Source organism: Sporosarcina sp. E16_3, assembly GCF_017347125.1.
Taxonomy (GTDB): Bacteria; Bacillota; Bacilli; order Bacillales_A; family Planococcaceae; genus Sporosarcina.
On record NZ_JADPRX010000004.1, the window covers coordinates 90524 to 108035 of the forward strand.

Genomic DNA, 17512 nt, shown 5'->3' on the forward strand with positions numbered 1-17512 from the left:
ATGAACAGAGTATAACATTTCAAGCTACAGGATTGAAAAATATACGCCTACACAATATACACGGATACCTATGTTACATACTCTACGATTTTCATTACCAGCCCAGTGATTAGAAGAATGATATAGGCGGCCAATAAAACGAGAAAGTAAAATCGCCATGTTTTCCGCAGGAGCCGGGCAATTTGGAATTCCTTCACTTTGTTGCGTTCAATGAAGGCGTAGACAATCGCTATGATGATTGCAATCCCTATTATGTAAATCCATATTTCTTGTCCGAATACCACCTGTGATACGACATAGACCGCTAGAAATAGCAACGGAGTCGTGATGTCCGCCGCAAGCCCGAGGATAGATGCCGGAGCTTTGCCCATCTTTCGCATAACAACCATGAAGGCAATCGTAACAAAGAACGGAAACAAAATGATTATTCCTAGAAATGTAGCAATCACTTCATTCATCAATTTGCCCCTTTCCACTCAACGGCAAACAGCATCTGTTCATATGTCGCAAGAAACGGTAAAGACTTGTTACGTCCATTCGCTTTGCGGATAACGGCAGTGACAATTGTCTCGATTTCCATCGGCCGCCCAGCTAAACGATCCACTAGCATCGACGATTGGTTGCATGCAGTTTTTCTACAGACATCCGCTACGTCTTCATATGAAAGAATCAACCGCATTTCTGGGAACGCACCTAGCAGCTCTTCATACAAAGCTTTGAAAAGGGTTAGGCAATAATCATTTGTCAGCAATTCCCCATTTTCCACCTTAAGAATAGCTGTTAATGGATTAATCATGCAATTAATCAATACTTTGCGTAGCAGGATCTGTTCCGCATCTGAATGACGTTTAACTGGAAAGTTGTCCGAATGTGCCCGTCCAACCAAATCGAATAGTCTGTCGTCACCACGGGCGGTTGCGATTGTTACCAACCCAACCCCTTTATGCGAAACAGTACGGTCATCTACCCGACGCGCTCCATGCTCGACAGTCGCAAATGCAACATGCGGAAATTCACAGTTTTTCACCAGTTCCAAATGTCCAATGCCATTCTGAACGAACAGAACAGGATTGACGATATGTGTCTCCTGCATTTCTGAAAGGAGGTCACGGAGACCTGCATATTTGACCGCCACAACCCAAAGCGCTGCACCCGATAGATTTCGGATATCCGTCGTCGCATGCACACGCAATACGTCTGTCGTTTTGTCTTGATTAATGCGTTGAATTCCTTTCGCCCGAATTAGTTCAGCTTGTTCTTCTCTCTTTACGTAGAACGTTACGTCCATTCCAGCTTCCGACAAGAACGACCCCATCAGGAGTCCAATTGAACCTGCACCTGCAATGATTACCCCCACATATTTCCCTCCTTTCTGAGAAAAGCACAAGGCGCCGTTCAGCCCCTACAGGCATAAGTGAATTGGAAAGCAGTCTAAGTACGCGACGTCCTGGCGCAACAAGGAGGGATGTAGTTCAATCCCTCCCCACTGCATACCTACTTCCTGTAGGCACGAGGAGGCGCACTTCAGCCACCACAGCAAAACGACTTATGACCCAACTGGGTGGCGCCTGAAGCTAGACACTGTTCCGTTTCAAAAAATTATACTTGTTTTTCTTTAATTGAAAAGGCCCACCTGAATGCCAGTGGACCCTTTTTTGTTCTTTGTTTGATTATACAGGATATACTGGATGTTTTCTTGGTGGTTGCGGAACATCTTTTGTACTGTAGAATCGGTATCTATCTGCGAGCACACCTCTTAAGCTTGACGGCGCTACAATTTCATCAATAATCAGTTCAGAGGCCATCTTATAAATATTTATTTCTTCTTTATATTCCTTATGTTTCTCCTGAACGAATGCAATCCGCTCTTTTGGATCCTCAATCGCTTCGATTTTATTCGAATAGACCGCATTTACAGCCGCTTCAGGTCCCATAACCGCAATTTGAGCAGTCGGTAACGCGATACAGACATCTGGTTCAAACGCCGGACCAGCCATTGCGTACAGACCCGCTCCATAAGCTTTACGAACAATCACTGAGATTTTTGGCACAGTTGCTGAACTCATCGCCATAATCAATTTCGCACCGTGGCGGATAATTCCAGCACGTTCAACTTTCGTTCCTATCATAAATCCTGGAACGTCAGCGAGGAACAGCAGCGGAATGGAAAATGCATCACAAAGAGTAATGAATTTTGTTGCTTTGTCTGCAGAATCCACAAACAAGACTCCACCTTTTACTTTTGGTTGATTGGCAATGATACCGACCGGTTGTCCTTCGATTCTAGCCAAACCAGTAATAATTTCGCCAGCAAACAATTTCTTAACGTCAAAGTAACTACCTTCATCAATCAATGCATCAATCGCTTCGTACATATCAAATGGCGCGTTTTGGTTTTCCGGAATGATTGCTTCAAGCGTCCGACCAACTTTCGCCTCCACCGTTTCATTTACAGCAGGTTTTTCTGTAAAGTTTGCAGGGAAAAATGCTAGATAACGACGCGCTTCCGCAATCGCTTCCTCTTCATTCGCCGCAAGCACGTCGCCGCACCCACTCACTGAACAATGCATGCGGGCGCCGCCCATTTCTTCCAACGTTACTTTTTCACCGATTACTTTTTCGGCCATACGCGGTGAACCTAAATACATCGACGCATTGCCCTCTACCATAATTACGATGTCGCAAAATGCGGGTATGTACGCGCCACCTGCAGCGGAAGGACCGAAAAGAACACAAATTTGAGGGATGAAACCCGATAATCTCACTTGGTTGTGGAATATCTTCCCTGCACCGCGACGGTTAGGGAACATATCAAGCTGATCTGTTATACGAGCTCCCGCTGAATCGACAAGATAGAGCATTGGTACACGGTTCTTCTCAGCAATTTCCTGGATACGAATAATTTTCTCAACCGTACGGGCTCCCCATGACCCTGCCTTCACCGTTGAATCATTCGCCATAACGCAAACTGTCTGGCCGTTCACTTTCCCCATCGCCGTTACGACACCATCCGCAGGTAAATCCCCTGCTTCACAATTGGCAAACCTGCCGTCTTCTGTATATTCCCCTTCATCGAAAAGAAGTTCCAATCGATCACGAACGAAAAGTTTGTTCTGCTCTTTCAACTTTTCATGGTATTTGGGATGGCCTCCTGCAAAAACCTCCTGCAGTTTCGCTTCCAGTTTTTCATTATAAGCCGTCTGTTCTGTTGCTTTAGTCATTTTAAAAACCCCTTTCGTCAACCATTTCTACGCATTTCCCTTTTGTCCAACTCCAGGTGCCCTGCGCTTTTCTATTGTCCAGCTCCAGCGCCTAGTCCCTCGAGTCGCTTCAGTCCTAAAGTTAAAGGCAAAAAGCGCCTTTATCTTTAGGCCTTCCAGCGCTTTTCGGGCCTACCAAGGCGCTTGCGCTTTTCTAGGCTTCGATTGTAGCTAGAACGTCTTCTTCGTTAACGAAATCGCCGACTTGTACATTGATCGCTGCTACTTTCCCAGCCGTTTCCGCTTCAATTGGAATTTCCATTTTCATCGATTCGAGTACGATGATAACTTGTCCCGCCGTTACTTCTTCCCCTACTGCTGCGTTCACTGTAAATACTGTACCTGCCATAGTTGCTTTTAATGCTGTCATTTTGTTGTTTCCTCCTTTTGTTGTGCGCTCCATGTGGTTAAAACCGCTGTCGAATAGTCGCCTGTACGGAATTCCTCAGATTTCAGGAAGTTATTGAAGAAAGGTATATTCGTTTTCAGGCCTTCAATTTCTACTTTCGAAAGGAAGTTTTCCGATTTCCGAATTGCTTCTTCCCGTGTTGTTGCGTGAACGATTACTTTCGAGATGAGTGGATCATAGAAAGGCGTCACTTTTCCACCCTCAACATATCCTGAGTCAATACGGATTCCCGAAGTATCTCCCCAATCAAGTTTTTTAATTGTCCCCGGTGATGGCAAGAATTTGATCGGATCTTCCGCATAAATACGGAATTCGATGGCATGTCCAGTTGATTTGATTTTGGTTTGATCAATCACTGGAAGTTTATTGCCTTTCGCAATTTCAAGCTGCCATTCGACAAGGTCAAATCCAGTCACTTCTTCGGTCACCGGATGTTCAACTTGAAGTCTAGTATTCATTTCCAAAAAGTACAGTTCATTATTTTCATCGACAATGAATTCTACTGTTCCTGCATTTTTATAAGAAACCGCTTTCGCTGCATCGACAGCCGCTTTATAAAGACAATGACGTGCTTCGTCTGGCAAATGCGGAGATGGTGATTCCTCAATCACTTTTTGGTTGCGTCGTTGTACGGAACAATTACGTTCAAACAAATGGACAACATTCCCGAAGTTGTCTCCAAAAATCTGCACTTCGATATGGCGTGCATTTGCTACGAATTTTTCCAAGTAAACAACATCATCTCCAAAATACGCTTTCGCACGAGTCTTTACTGATTGAAAATGTTGACTGAGCGCTTGCTCATCTTCACAACGAACCATACCAATTCCACCACCACCAGCACTCGCTTTTAGCATAATCGGATAACCGATTTCAGCCGCTTCACGTATGGCGTCTTCCAAAGATGCAATTCCTTCGTCAGTTCCAGGCACGACCGGCACCCCTGCTGCTTTCATCGTCACACGTGAACCGATCTTGTCACCCATCTTATCAATTGTGTCCGCATCAGGTCCGATGAATCGGATACCCGCAGCTTGTACTTTACGTACAAACTCCGCATTTTCTGATAGAAGCCCATAGCCCGGATGAATACCGCCCACACCGGCACGAACCGCAATTTCAATTATATCGTCCGCTTTTAAATAGGATTGTTGAACTTGTGCAGGTCCTAGCAAGAACGCCTCGTCCGCTTCTTTCACGAACGGCATGTCCGCATCCGCTTCCGAATAGACAGCGACAGTAGCAATACCAAGGCGCTTACAAGTCTTTATGATTCTAAGAGCGATTTCCCCACGATTCGCAATCAGTATTTTATCCATATTAATCCCCCAAACAATTTGTTGTGTATTTCTCCATCCCCCTCTAGTTTATACGATGGATGAAAGCGATTTCAACCTTTGTCTGAAAAAAACATCTTTTCATGCCATTTCGACTAGTCAAAAGTTATTTTTCAATACCACATAAAAACCGCCGCACATGCATAAGACATGTACAGCGGTTAGTGCGAAATTTTATTTTTTCGACAAAAAATTTGCCACCGCTTCATGGTGTGCATCACTTCCCCAAAGAATTGAGCATTGTCGTGATTCTTCAATCATTCGGTCACGAATAAAATCAGCCGTCCATTTCCGGATAGCAATCGTTTTATACGCCCGATGGACAGTCGGATGATGAGCAGACATTTTGGCAAGAAACCGTTGAAGTCCTTCTTCAGCAGTGCCCTCATAAATCTCTGTTGCCCAACCCGTTTCAAGCATTTGATCAGCCGTATACACCTCGGCTTCAGAAAGTAGACGTAACACACGGTCATGCTTGCCATCTTTTTCAAACAGCAGCGTAGCGCCGCCCCACCCCGTGGTAATGGCAAGTGTCCCTTGAATGAAACCAGCCTTCGCAGTGGATGACATGACCCTGTAATCGCAAGATGTAGCAATTTCACAACCACCACCTACAGCAGCACCATTGACGACCGCAATGACGGGCATCGGCAGTGTGGCAACCCTATATAATAGGCCTGCCATTTTACTTAGCATTGGATAGGCCTCATCGGCTGTACGCAAGGTATGGAATTCAGATAAGTCTCCACCCGAACAGAATGCCCGATCTCCCGCACCTGTAATAACGGCATATGCGACATCTTCATTATTTTCAATACGATTTAGAAATTGTTCGAGCCCATCCATGACAGCATAGTTGATGGCGTTGCGCATTTCAGGACGGTTGATTGTAAATGTAGCAATTCCATTTTCGATTGCAATGTTGTAAGACATGTCGATTCCCCCATTGTATAAAATTCTAAATATAGATTCCTTTCAATCCGCTTCGGCTCTAGGCGATGCCTCCCGCCATAAGCCAGACAGCTTCGCCGTCAGTCTTACGGCTTCGGCTACCCCTTTAAGGCGCCTACGCTCAGTCTACATTGAAAATCAATCACCGGTAGGATGGAAAAAATGCATTGTACCAGTTACTGACACCATTCGTGCACTTCGAATTGTGGCAGCAGCTGGTACCACACTCCGGCTACAAAAGAACACACTAAACAATCTCCAGGTGCATGAAGGAATTAAAGTTTTCCCAATGCCTGTCGCATCTAAGCGGTCGTCTCCGCTTTTCTGGGTATAGAAAAAAGGCCACCGTGAGCCATGGTCTCACGGTAGCCTTCGTAGGCAAATCTTACTTATTCGCCTACAACTTCTTTTCCTTTGTAATTTCCACATGATTTACAAATGTGGTGAGCCAATTTGATTTCGCCACAGTTAGTACAAGTAGTCATTCCCGGTACTTGCAATTTATAATGCGTACGGCGCTTGTTTTTAACTGTTTTGGATGTTCTTCTTTTTGGTACAGCCATCTGGGGCACCTCCTTACGTTCGCCTATTCGTCCTTGGATTCAAAGAGTTTTGCCAAATCGGCAAATCTAGGATCCACTTTCGTTTCCAGTTCCTTTCGGAGCCTGGCATTGTACACCTCGTCAGTCGCATATGACCAGCCTTTTCCTTCTGCCTCTTGCATATCTTTGGCACTTTCACCATAAATTTGAAGCGGCACTTCAAGGAGGACGAGCTCCTCAAATACAGGGGTCAGGTCGACTACCTCACCCACAACAGGATGAATTTCATCATCTGCTGCGAGAACCTCTTCATCCCAGCTGAACTGTTCGTCAGCTTCGATTGAGAATGGTAATTCAACGTCTTCCCATGTTCGAGAACAAGGCAATGTCATCGTACCTTCAAGCCGGAATCGGCATATCAATTTCTTGGAGCCGATTGTACAACTTCCGGTCACTCGGACAGGCGTAATATTCCGGATTTCCGGATTCCGTTTTTTCACGGATTCAAGGTCGACAGCTTCGTCAAGCGGCATCGCACCTTGTCTGTATCTCTGCAATTGATGGATTGACCATTTCATGTCTATCACCTCAAGACAACAATGTTGATTATATAATGGGCGAAAAGGGATGTCAAGATATTTTCTTGTCACTTCTTCAACCGCATAGGTATAATTAATATTCATTGTAGCAAAGGAGTGACGAATTTGAAAGCTTCAGGAATTATCGTTGAATATAACCCGTTTCATAACGGACATCTTCACCATGCAAAACAAGCAAAAGTATTGACTGGATCAGATATTGTGATTGCCGTTATGAGCGGTAATTTCCTTCAACGAGGGGAACCTGCCTTTGTTGATAAATGGGCCCGTGCGAAAATGGCCTTAAAAAACGGCGTGGACATCGTTTTGGAGCTCCCTTATGCATTTGCGACATCTAATGCACCAAACTTCGCCCGAGGCGCTATTCAGCTACTGGACGCTGCTCAGTGCAGTTCTTTCTGCTTCGGCAGCGAAGATGGTGAAGTTGAACCTTTCGAAAGAAGTCTTCGCCTAATACAACAAGCTGGCGGCAATTATGAACAAACTGTGAAAGATGCTGTCAGCCGTGGACTCAGTTATCCGAAAGCGTTAAATGAGGCTTATATCATGGCTGCCAATTCCTTAAAAATCGAAGGACCGTTAGCTGACCTCTCAAAACCGAACAATATTTTAGGTTTTCATTATATAGAGGCCACAAGGGATATTGGCTCCAAAATGAAAGCTGTCACAATTCCGCGTATTGTCGCCCAGTACCATGACGACGCTGTAGCGGGTAACCCGATTGCGAGTGCAACTGGTATCCGAAAATCCTTTTTCGAATCAGATACGCTCGGGGCAATTATAGATTTCATGCCCGGTACAGCACACGAAATTCTACACGACTGGCAAGCTGAAAATCAATCATTCGGAAACTGGCCAACTTTCTATCCCCAGCTCCGTTTCACAATTTTACGGGAAGGGCCTAACCGTCTCGCTATGATTGCAGACGTAACAGAAGGAATTGAAAATCTGTTGTACCGTGCAGCAGCTAATAACGGTACGTTTGAAGGCTTCATGAAGGATGTGAAATCAAAAAGGTACACTTGGACTCGACTTCAGCGCATGCTTACTCATATTTTCACCGGTTTTACGTACGATATACGGAGCACTATGAAAACTCCCTCCTATCTACGATTACTTGGAATGACAGCTGCCGGAAGATTATATTTGAATGAACATAAAAAAAGGCTGAAGCTTCCTCTTGTTAGCAAAGCAGCCGCCTTCTCAAATCCTTCACTTGATTTCGATATCCACGCAGCGGATATGTACGCGCTGGGAATCGGAAATGGGACTTCTAGTTCCCGTATCGGTGTCGATTATAATACGCATCCTATAATCGTTAAGTAAAGATACAAAAACAATCACTAGGAGCATGGAGAAAAATGCATTGTGCCAGTTACTGACACCATTTGTGCCCTTCAAATTGTGGCAGCAGCTGGCACTGCACACCGGGTATCAAAGAACACACCAAACAATCTCTAGGAGCATAAAGGACATGAAGATTTACTTCTCTTCCAACGTCGCTAAATAATCAAGTGCATCATCTATAGTTTTCACCGGTACAATTTTCATTTTCGTGCCGATTTTCTCTGCCATGTTTACAGCTTCTTCGTAATTAGTCAGTATTCCAGGATTCGCCGCCCTTACTTCATCAGGCAAATCGTCTGCTGGTGCAAAGAATATTTCCACGTCTTGGCGGGATGCTGCAATCACTTTAAAATCCGCTCCCCCAATTCTTCCGACGGTTCCATCCTCCAACATTTCTCCAGTTCCAGCAATGTTATATCCTTTCGTGAGGTCTTCATCAAGCAACTTGTTCATAATTTCAAGCGTGAACATCAGTCCCGCAGACGGTCCACCTATATTCGATGTTTTGAAATCAACTTCCGGATCGGTCGTGAGTGTCCGATCCTCTTCAAAACGTACGCCGAGTCCTGCACGTCCATCACTATCAGGTATCTCTTTCAAGACAAGCGTGACATCGAGCTTCTTGCCATCCCTTTCTAACGAAATCTTTACTTCATCTCCCAGTTTTTTATCACCAATAAGTGTAAAAAATTGTCCTGACTCTTCCAACTTCACACCATCAACCACCCGAATCTTGTCACCAAGTTCCAAGATACCGTCAGCCGCGCCACCTTCGAGGACCATCATGACAAATACACCATCATACTCGATATCAACAGGTATACCCGCTTTTTCAAAAGCAACTGTAATCGCATTGAACTGTGAACCAGTCATAAGTTTCTTCTGCCGGATATTATATTCCTTATCATTTTCTCCATCTCTTCTTACATTTTCAGCAGGAAGAAGCTTCATCTTATCGCTAAATTTGGATAAAACATAAGAAGCTGATGTCGCTTTTGAAACAGAAATCGTCATAAGACTGAACGTCCCAATATCATTGTCATCTCCACCAACCACTTCGACGAGTGGATCCAAGTCATATGCCCCTCCCGGCTTTGATATATAAGAATCAAGTGGGTAAACGAATAAAATGGCTATGATGACAAGCAAAACTCCTATCATACCGAATCGTTTCTTTCTCATTTTAGGTACACCTCCGTTAATAGCCTGTACTTTCTTTACATATATATAAGTGTAGCACCAAAAAAAGACTGACAAAAGATTTACTACTCATTTTTTCGTCATGCTTGGAAATCGAAAGGAGCCGAGTGCGTGGTCAACGGAATGCATGCACGCCTTTATCATATGATAAATCTTTCAGTTATTTGGGGACTTATCATTCTGTTCATTTTACAGCCAAGCATTGCACATGCTGGGGCCGAAGCCGGTGCACAGTTATTTATCCATGCACTGCTTCCTTATTTACTGCCATATATCATATTGACACAATGGCTTTTAAAAATGCCCAATCGCACACGGAAAGCACCTAAGTGGAAGCGTTTTTTGAAAGCATACGTACTTGGATCGTTTGGCGGATTCCCGGTCGGTGCCGTAACCGTAACCGAAATGATGAAAAACGGTGAATTATCGCAAAAGCAAAGCGGTCTACTTCTAGCTGCATGTCATGCACCTGGGCCGATGTTTATCATTGGCTTCGTCGGAACAGAACTATTTGGAAATGTAGGCTCAGGGTGGAAGTTGCTTGCAGCCATCCATATCGCGAATGTTTTATTCTTTTTACTAGCGTTAGTATTTTTGAACCGCGGAAGCGATGTAGAAATGCCCCTTTCACAACTTCCGAAGAAAGTAAAAGGGATGCCGCTTCTTGACGCGATCAAGGAAAGTTCGACAATCATAATTCTTGTGGCTACCACCGTCATTTTCTTTTCTTCGCTCGGAACCGTTCTTTCAACAGTCATTACTTCAGTATTTACCGTGGAGATGGGGATTTCCAAAACATTTGCCTTAGCCATTTTCGAAATGACGTCAGGTGTTCAATCAGCAACAGATCACTTTTATGGTATGCCAATTTTCCCTTTTCTTATCGCCGCAATCATTTCCATGAACGGATTAAGTATCCATATGCAAGTTTTTGTCATCGCAAAGGCCTGCAATATCTCAATGACTCCTTACGTAATCGGACGAATTTGGAGCGTCATTGTCGTTCCGGTAATCTTCTACCTTATTTATTAAACTAAAATGGTTATGATGAATAGTCAATTTCATCATAACCATTTAACAATCATCGATTTTGGTATTTCTTTTTTAATGCCTTTTCAACTTGAATTGGCACAAGTCCTGAAATTTCGCCGCCGTACTTCGCTACTTCTTTGACAATGCTGGAGCTAAGGAATGAATACTGATTGTTCGTCATGATGAAAAATGTCTCGATACTCTCATCAAGAAAACGGTTCATGGACGTGATTTGCATTTCATATTCAAAATCAGAAACAGCACGTAATCCACGAACAATTACAGATGCCTCAACACTTTTCGCATAATCAACAAGCAATCCAGAAGACGACTCCACTTTCACGTTCGGAAAGATCGACGTCACTTCTTCAATAAGTGCCACACGTTCTTCAACTGTAAACAGTGAGTTTTTTGAGGAGTTATTCATCACGGCGACTCTGACGTCACCGAAAACCCTCGCTGCCCTTTTGATAATATCTAGATGTCCATTCGTCAACGGATCAAAACTTCCGGGCACAACTGCAATTTTCGACATTATTGAAACCTCATTTCTCATAAATAGATACAGCGCTATTTCCATACACCGAACTTTTTATCTTGTAATAGGTACCATACGCTTCTGGTAATTCCAATTGCTTTTCATGCTCACAAACGATGACAGCGTTTTCAGTCAGAAGATCTGCTTCTACAAAGTCTTGCGCCAAATCATAAAATGCAGTTTCCGCATACGGCGGATCGATAAAAAGAAGTTTAGCTTTCTTCCCTTGCACCTTCAAAACGTTAACAGCATTTCTAGCATCCGCACGTTGAATATGTAATTCTTCCGTAAATCGGCATTTTTCCGCGTTCGCTTTAATAATCGCACATGCTTTCACATTTTTTTCAAATATGAAAGCCTCATCGATTCCTCTTGATAAAGCTTCGAGGGAAAGAGATCCACTACCACCAAACAATTCTACTGCAACTCCCCCGTCAAAGTATGGCCCTATAATATTGAATACGGACTCTTTCACTTTATCCGATGTTGGTCGTGTATCTGTCCCCTGTAAAGATTTCAGGGGAATACCTTTTCTAGTTCCTGCAACAACTCTCACTTGCCGACCTCCTCTATTAATGTTGACATCCTAATGATATCAATCGTATCTGCCGTTTTCTCGATACTTAATAGGAACAACCGTTTAAACCAACTCTCTTCGAAATAAAAGTCACCTTCAAGCACTTCAAATGGCATCGTTACGACATTGTATTTTTGTTCATTGTAGACATAAAAGAGTTCTTTCTTGGGAAATCTAAATTTCCTAATGCTATTTTCAACGTAAATGGACCGCTCATTCGATGTAATGGTATAGCCCGCTAGGTTCAAAATTTTCTTCGCTGGATACAAGGTCTTTCCATCCTTCAATATAATTCGGATATCTGTGGTACTTACACCATCAAACTTGATTTCTCGTGGGTCTTCGATTAAAAACGGATGCGCGGCTGTATCAGCATGGATATTTTTCGTGAAGTACGATGTCTTAAAGCCTGTTACCTCACCGGCTAACGCGTCCAATACAGATGCATTCACTTCTTGCCCTGTCATATCGTTCAATAAACTTTTAAATTGTTCAAGTTCATCTTCTGTAATTGCTTCAGTAAACACCTGATAAGCTTTACGTGATTTCCCGAGTCCTATTGGCGTTTCTCCTAGAACCGAAGCTACCAGTTCGGCCGTCATGCGTTCGTTTTCCGGTATTATAAAACGTGCATACATACTTTCCCTTAGCAATCGGATAGATACTTTATCTACATCCACACTTTTGGCAACGATAAACCGGGTAGCATTAACAGCCGGACGTGTATCATCAATTACAATCGTTGAATGGTTGGCATCAAGTGTTTTAAGCGTGTTATCCACTTCCCTAAGTGGCTCAATATTGTCGCTTTCACCAAATACCGAAAGTCTATCCCCAGAATAGAGTACGGGCAAATTATTTCGTTGCCAATAAAGATCCTTGACCTCACCCTTGCCACGGAATAATGCATAATTGATGTTCGTCATTTTTTTAGTACCCACTCGCTCCAAGCCATTGACCCATAATCCACCAATCCCTGTTTCATCGGTCATATGGAATAATGTGTATGAGGCAGAGGAGCCATGTAGGACAGCGAACGATTCATTGAATAGAGCTGTTTGTTTCATAGTCCCTTTTTTGGGTATTTCATACGAAATGGATTGGCGTTCATTATCCCCTTCAAGAAAGGCTATCGAATTCTCGTCCAATCGATTACAGGACGTTGCGTCCGCAAGATAACAAGTACGATTGGTGCTAGCTTTTGGCCAGACAATTTCATGGCGCGCGTCAGATAAGCCGCTAAAGTGCTGGCGGACATGAAGAGCGTCGGGACGATTTATTACCTCAATCTCTTGCGTGAACGTTGCAACACTAAGCCCCTTGCTATCTGCTCCTACTGCTTGATAATAATGCATATAAATTAGAAGACCATTTACAATCAGTAAAAGGATCATAGTCCTTACGATAAATTTCAAATCCTCCCCCCCTAGAATGAATTGATGAATGCGCCTTCGGGTTCACAATGGTATGATGAAACTAGATTTACGTATTCAGAAAGGTAGTGTTATGTATGATATTAAACCAACGATTCATAGAGCTCGGCGAAGGATATGGTGACGTTTATGAACTATGTGAATTAATCAAGACGAATAGCGACCGCCTGCATAGGACATTCATCTTATCCTCAGAAACACCATCAGGTCATGCACTGTCACTTGCAGCAGCATTCGAACCTGCAAATGACGGTAAATTCATGCCTATTTACATTTGCCGAGAAGGAATTATCCAGCAGAATACCATTAAATCAAAAAGAAGGCTTCTCTTTGAGGAAACAGCGGAAAAGGTTGGGAGCACGCCAGCTGTTATCGAGTTGAAAAACTCTTCAGTATTTGCAGAAACAGAGTTGTTTTATCAATACACAATTGGTATTTTGCGCATCAACAAACTGCTCCCCCCATTAAGATAATTCTTATAATCCGGTTTTATAATCATATTCTTTCGCTTTATCCGGTTTGGCATTTTCGTATTCCGTTTTCACAAATGGGCGGTATGATGGCAAAACCTTTTTTACAGATGGAAGACGTTCTATTTTCCCCATGACCGTATCAACATCCTCCATATTGCAATAAAGGACAACATACTTCATAGTGCGTGATATATAATGAACATGACCGTATTTTCGAAATGATTTTGCTTGTTTCAAATGATGAAGATAGACAATAATACCTTGACGATCGATCATAGATTTCCCCTCTTTTCCTAACCCATACAATACCATAGGACTGAAAAGCCCTGCAACAATAGAAAAGCGGAAGGCGTCGTGTAGCCCAGTCAAGCGCTGGAGGGCCCCAGGAAAAAGGCGTTCTTTGCCTATATATTCAAGAAGGAAGGCAGTCTAAAACGCCACTTCCTGTGGCTACGACTGCATGTCCTACATCCTGTAGGCCCAAGCGACTCGAGGGGCTGACGCCTGAAGCTGGACAATAAGAAAAGCGGAAGGCGCCCAGTAGATGCGACAAGTAGGAGGGATGCGGTTCAATCCCTCCCGGAGGACTTGAACATAAAGGTGTTAATTGCCTTTATCAGCAATAAGGAAGGCGGTCTAATACGCCACTTCCTGTAGCTAGACATAATGTGCCTAGATCTAGTCACTGAACATTGCTGACAACATTAATCTTTTGCCCTATAATGATGGAAATAGAGCTGATTCATGAGGAGGCATCTAAATGGGTAGAAAAACAAATGTGGCCCTTACAGTAGGTGCGGCAGGCGTTGCCGCGTGGGCAGCTTCAAAAGTTGTCTCAAAACCGATACCACGTGAAGGTAAAAAAGCGCTCGCTTTCGATAAACCAGTCATTCTAGCCCACCGCGGCGGACTAGCTGAGGCCCCTGAGAATACACTAGCCGCATTTTCAAAATCGGCTGAACTTGGCGTACATGGCTTTGCGGTCGATATCCGTTTAACAAAAGACGAAGAAATCATTGTTTTCCACGATGAATTTGCAGACCGGACAACAGATTTCTCTGGAAGAGTTGCAGACTATACCCTAAGCGAATTAAAAATGGCTGATGCAGGTTATCAGTTTGAAGATGTGGAAGGAAATCATTCTTATCGAGGAAAGAACCTAGAAATTCTTTCTCTTCGTGAACTGATACAAAGATTTCCACATATGCTAATTGCTATTAATCTGAAAGATTCTCCTGATACATACGAAGGAAGCTTGATGCCTTCCAAACTTTGGAGACTTCTCGAAGAGCTGGGTGCTGAAGACTGTGTCGCTGTAACAAGTTCATTCGATGAACAGACCGACAGATTCAACTTGTATGCACAAAACAAAGTAGCTACTGGTGCGGGTGATAACGAAGTGAAAAAAGCATATGCCTCTTTTACTAGTATGTTCGGTCACCTCTATAGCCCACGTGCAGATTTGTTCAAAATCCCAGAAAAACTGGGTGTATTTTCTCTCGGCACCGAAAGTTTCATCAAGTTTCTTACCCAAATTAATATCCCCGTTTATTTTGAAGGTGTGAACGATAATGAGTCGTTCGTTAAACTTTTACATGTTGGTGCGGCAGGTTTTATCACAGATAGACCGACTATTGCTATGAAAATCGTGCAAGAAAACGTTGGCGATTAAACAAAAACAGGTTGCACCACGTGTCGACTTTCCGACACGGATGCAACCTGTTTTTTTAACGTCTAGACTCCCTACACTTTTATGCTAGCTTAGGAAATCATACAATCTCGTACTGTGGATAACCTGCGAAAGGTGAAATTTCACGTCTAGAGGCTCGGGTCCGAACACTCGCTTCCGCTTTTGTTTTTAAGCCGAACACGAACAGCCTCCGCCAGTGCCGCAACTGCCTCCACAAGATGAGTCGGAAAAGAATGCACTGCCTGCCGGAACCTTTACTTCATCCGAAACCGATTTAGCGATGATTGAACCAATTTCGTCAAATATATATTGAACGTCATTCTCAGCCAATCGAAGCGCTGCCACCCGCTCGTTCATATCAAGCTCACGTTTTTGTACGCGGATACTTTTCATTACTATATTATGATCCGGATGGTATCTTCCGAATCGTTGGACTTCTTCATAACGTTCCTTCATTGCCGTGAACTCTTGAATTGATTTCACAAGTTCCGTGTCTGAATAGACATCATCATGGGCTTTACGGTATTCAGCCACCGCTTCAGAAGAAAGCAGCATTGCCGTTAGGTCTTCTGCATCTTCAATGATGGTGATCCATTCGTCTGTCATCATAGAATGATCCCCTCCAATCATTCATTTATCATAACAGAAGAGATGGTAAACATGCACCTATTCCATATTTATTTCTTTAATATCCAAGAACGTTTTTTCAGAAAGAGCATGTGCTGCCTCTTCGAAATCGGAAAATGGTAGTAGGCCATCAGCCGTGTGCTGCGATTTTTCGTGACCTTTCCCAGCAATAAGGACGATATCACCCGGCGCTGCGCAGAAAATCGCTTTCCGAATCGCATATTTCCGATCGAGTTCAGCTTCAATCGCCGAACACTCTCCTCCGAAGCCTTCCATAATATCCGAAATAATTGCTTTAGGATCTTCGTTTCTTGGATTATCTGATGTCACAATGACACTTGAAGAATACAGAACAGCAAGTTTACCCATCTCAGCTCTTTTTCCTTTATCTCGTTGGCCGCCGCAACCAAATACTGTAATCAGTCTCCCATAACATGAATTGGACAACGTCTGTAATACCGCTTCGAGCGCATCTGGCGTATGAGCATAATCTACGTAAACTTTTACACCATCACGCTCTAGTTGCTGCAATCTACCTTCTGGGAGCTGCAGCAGTTCGCAGTGTAGCAAAATATCATCTACGTAATAGCCAAGGACAAGTAGTGCGCTAATTGCCGCTAATGTATTCATCCGATTATAATGACCCAGTATGTCAGGATTCATTTTTAATTCTGGGACTCGGACGTCAGCCGACGGGTTCATCCCAAAGTAAACCAGTGGAACAGTTGCATTTTTAACCATTTTCACACATTGTTTATCGTCATTGTTAACAATCATTGTTTTTGCCATTTGAATTAAACGCTTTTTCGCATTGATATAAGCAGGCTTTCCACCATGTTCTTCGTAATGATCCGTTCCAATATTCAATAATATTCCAATGTCAATATCACAATGATCTAGACGATTCGAAGACAATCCAAGTGAAGATGCTTCAAGAACAATATGGCTAACATTTTCATCAACACATTTCTTTAATAAAGGATGAAGATATTCCGCTGGTAATGTTGTCATTTTGGGGCATTCATAGTCAATTTTAACCCCATCGATAAAAATGCCCGTCGTACCGATAACAGCCGCCCTATTTCCAAGTTTACTCAATAATTGACCGATGAAATGTGTGACTGTCGTTTTTCCATTTGTTCCAGTCACCGCAATCACCTTCATTCTTTTCGCGGGATTACCAACTAATTGTGCACTTGCATGGGACATGAATTTTGTGCAATCCGAAACCGTAATAACAACAACATCAGGCGGTATTTCAGTCAAATTCGTTCTATCAATAACAATTGCTGCAGCACCTTGTTCAATCGCTTTTTTAATATACATTGCACCATCGCTCAGATTACCTTTCCTGGCTACAAACACGCCTCCCTTCTTTACCCGTGAAGAATCTTCGGTTATTCCCGTGACAACAGTCCTGAGTTCCCCGCCAGTGACTGTACAAGGCCAGTCTTTTATAAGCTCCGTTAAAAACAGCACCACTCTCCCCTTCCCGAA

At 43.3% G+C, this 17512-nt stretch carries 19 protein-coding genes; 4 read left to right on the plus strand and 15 right to left on the minus strand.

What is annotated here, in order from left to right:
* Nucleotides 1-68: 68 nt before the first annotated feature.
* The 8 genes from I2483_RS05100 to I2483_RS05135 all read right to left on the minus strand — a co-directional run bounded on the left by I2483_RS05100 (nt 69) and on the right by I2483_RS05135 (nt 7077).
* The gene (locus I2483_RS05100; RefSeq protein ID WP_186671324.1) at nt 69-458 is read right to left on the minus strand and encodes a DUF3397 family protein; all 390 of its coding nucleotides are present in this window, start codon (nt 456-458) and stop codon (nt 69-71) included.
* Nucleotides 458-1357 (minus strand): 2-dehydropantoate 2-reductase, encoded by a 900-nt coding sequence (locus I2483_RS05105; protein WP_207174192.1) that lies wholly within the window; start codon nt 1355-1357, stop codon nt 458-460. Before I2483_RS05105 ends, I2483_RS05100 begins: the two co-directional genes overlap by 1 nt.
* Nucleotides 1358-1670: 313 nt before the next feature.
* Nucleotides 1671-3221, minus strand: coding sequence for an acyl-CoA carboxylase subunit beta (locus I2483_RS05110; protein ID WP_207174193.1), 1551 nt, complete (start codon nt 3219-3221; stop codon nt 1671-1673).
* Nucleotides 3222-3414: 193 nt separating this feature from the next.
* Entirely contained in the window at nt 3415-3630 is a 216-nt protein-coding gene (locus tag I2483_RS05115; RefSeq protein ID WP_207174194.1) for a biotin/lipoyl-containing protein, read from the minus strand.
* The gene (locus I2483_RS05120) at nt 3627-4988 is read right to left on the minus strand and encodes an acetyl-CoA carboxylase biotin carboxylase subunit (RefSeq protein WP_207174195.1); all 1362 of its coding nucleotides are present in this window, start codon (nt 4986-4988) and stop codon (nt 3627-3629) included. Before I2483_RS05120 ends, I2483_RS05115 begins: the two co-directional genes overlap by 4 nt.
* 192 nt (nt 4989-5180) lie before the next feature.
* Nucleotides 5181-5939, minus strand: a complete 759-nt coding sequence (locus I2483_RS05125) for an enoyl-CoA hydratase/isomerase family protein (protein ID WP_207174196.1) — start codon at nt 5937-5939, stop codon at nt 5181-5183.
* 407 nt (nt 5940-6346) lie between these two features.
* Nucleotides 6347-6520, minus strand: a complete 174-nt coding sequence (rpmF, locus tag I2483_RS05130; protein ID WP_149580379.1) for a 50S ribosomal protein L32 — start codon at nt 6518-6520, stop codon at nt 6347-6349.
* 23 nt (nt 6521-6543) lie between these two features.
* The gene (locus I2483_RS05135; protein ID WP_186669529.1) at nt 6544-7077 is read right to left on the minus strand and encodes a YceD family protein; all 534 of its coding nucleotides are present in this window, start codon (nt 7075-7077) and stop codon (nt 6544-6546) included.
* Between the two features lie 117 nt (nt 7078-7194).
* Between I2483_RS05135 and I2483_RS05140 the strand changes: the two genes are divergently transcribed.
* A complete protein-coding gene (locus tag I2483_RS05140) occupies nt 7195-8424 on the plus strand; it encodes a nucleotidyltransferase (protein ID WP_346267698.1) in 1230 nt (409 codons plus the stop codon).
* Nucleotides 8425-8580: 156 nt separating this feature from the next.
* Here the strand turns inward: I2483_RS05140 and I2483_RS05145 are convergent, their stop codons facing one another.
* Nucleotides 8581-9627 carry a SepM family pheromone-processing serine protease gene (locus I2483_RS05145; RefSeq protein ID WP_207174198.1) on the minus strand — a complete coding sequence of 349 codons (1047 nt, stop codon included), beginning with the start codon at nt 9625-9627 and terminating at the stop codon, nt 8581-8583.
* Nucleotides 9628-9756: 129 nt separating this feature from the next.
* On the opposite strand from I2483_RS05145, the gene I2483_RS05150 reads away from it, so the two are divergent.
* On the plus strand, nt 9757-10677 hold the full coding sequence (locus I2483_RS05150) for a hypothetical protein (RefSeq protein WP_207174199.1): 921 nt from the start codon (nt 9757-9759) through the stop codon (nt 10675-10677).
* Between the two features lie 49 nt (nt 10678-10726).
* On the opposite strand, the gene coaD is transcribed toward I2483_RS05150, so the two are convergent.
* Genes coaD through I2483_RS05165 form a run of 3 tightly spaced genes read right to left on the minus strand, consistent with a single transcriptional unit; the run spans nt 10727 to nt 13207 of the window.
* The gene (coaD, locus tag I2483_RS05155) at nt 10727-11212 is read right to left on the minus strand and encodes a pantetheine-phosphate adenylyltransferase (protein ID WP_207174200.1); all 486 of its coding nucleotides are present in this window, start codon (nt 11210-11212) and stop codon (nt 10727-10729) included.
* 10 nt (nt 11213-11222) lie between these two features.
* Nucleotides 11223-11771, minus strand: a complete 549-nt coding sequence (gene rsmD / locus I2483_RS05160; RefSeq protein ID WP_207174201.1) for a 16S rRNA (guanine(966)-N(2))-methyltransferase RsmD — start codon at nt 11769-11771, stop codon at nt 11223-11225.
* On the minus strand, nt 11768-13207 hold the full coding sequence (locus I2483_RS05165; protein ID WP_207174202.1) for a hypothetical protein: 1440 nt from the start codon (nt 13205-13207) through the stop codon (nt 11768-11770). Before I2483_RS05165 ends, rsmD begins: the two co-directional genes overlap by 4 nt.
* A gap of 95 nt (nt 13208-13302) precedes the next feature.
* On the opposite strand from I2483_RS05165, the gene I2483_RS05170 reads away from it, so the two are divergent.
* On the plus strand, nt 13303-13698 hold the full coding sequence (locus tag I2483_RS05170; RefSeq protein ID WP_207174203.1) for a DUF7147 family protein: 396 nt from the start codon (nt 13303-13305) through the stop codon (nt 13696-13698).
* 3 nt (nt 13699-13701) lie between these two features.
* Here I2483_RS05170 and I2483_RS05175 read toward each other — a convergent pair whose 3' ends face one another.
* Nucleotides 13702-13974 (minus strand): YlbG family protein, encoded by a 273-nt coding sequence (locus tag I2483_RS05175; protein WP_067211526.1) that lies wholly within the window; start codon nt 13972-13974, stop codon nt 13702-13704.
* Nucleotides 13975-14458: 484 nt separating this feature from the next.
* Between I2483_RS05175 and I2483_RS05180 the strand changes: the two genes are divergently transcribed.
* Nucleotides 14459-15370 (plus strand): glycerophosphodiester phosphodiesterase family protein, encoded by a 912-nt coding sequence (locus I2483_RS05180; protein ID WP_207174204.1) that lies wholly within the window; start codon nt 14459-14461, stop codon nt 15368-15370.
* A 186-nt stretch (nt 15371-15556) separates the two neighbouring features.
* Here the strand turns inward: I2483_RS05180 and I2483_RS05185 are convergent, their stop codons facing one another.
* A complete protein-coding gene (locus tag I2483_RS05185; protein ID WP_255485306.1) occupies nt 15557-15997 on the minus strand; it encodes a YlbF/YmcA family competence regulator in 441 nt (146 codons plus the stop codon).
* A 57-nt stretch (nt 15998-16054) separates the two neighbouring features.
* Entirely contained in the window at nt 16055-17494 is a 1440-nt protein-coding gene (locus I2483_RS05190; protein WP_207174205.1) for a UDP-N-acetylmuramoyl-L-alanyl-D-glutamate--2,6-diaminopimelate ligase, read from the minus strand.
* Nucleotides 17495-17512 lie beyond the last annotated feature (18 nt).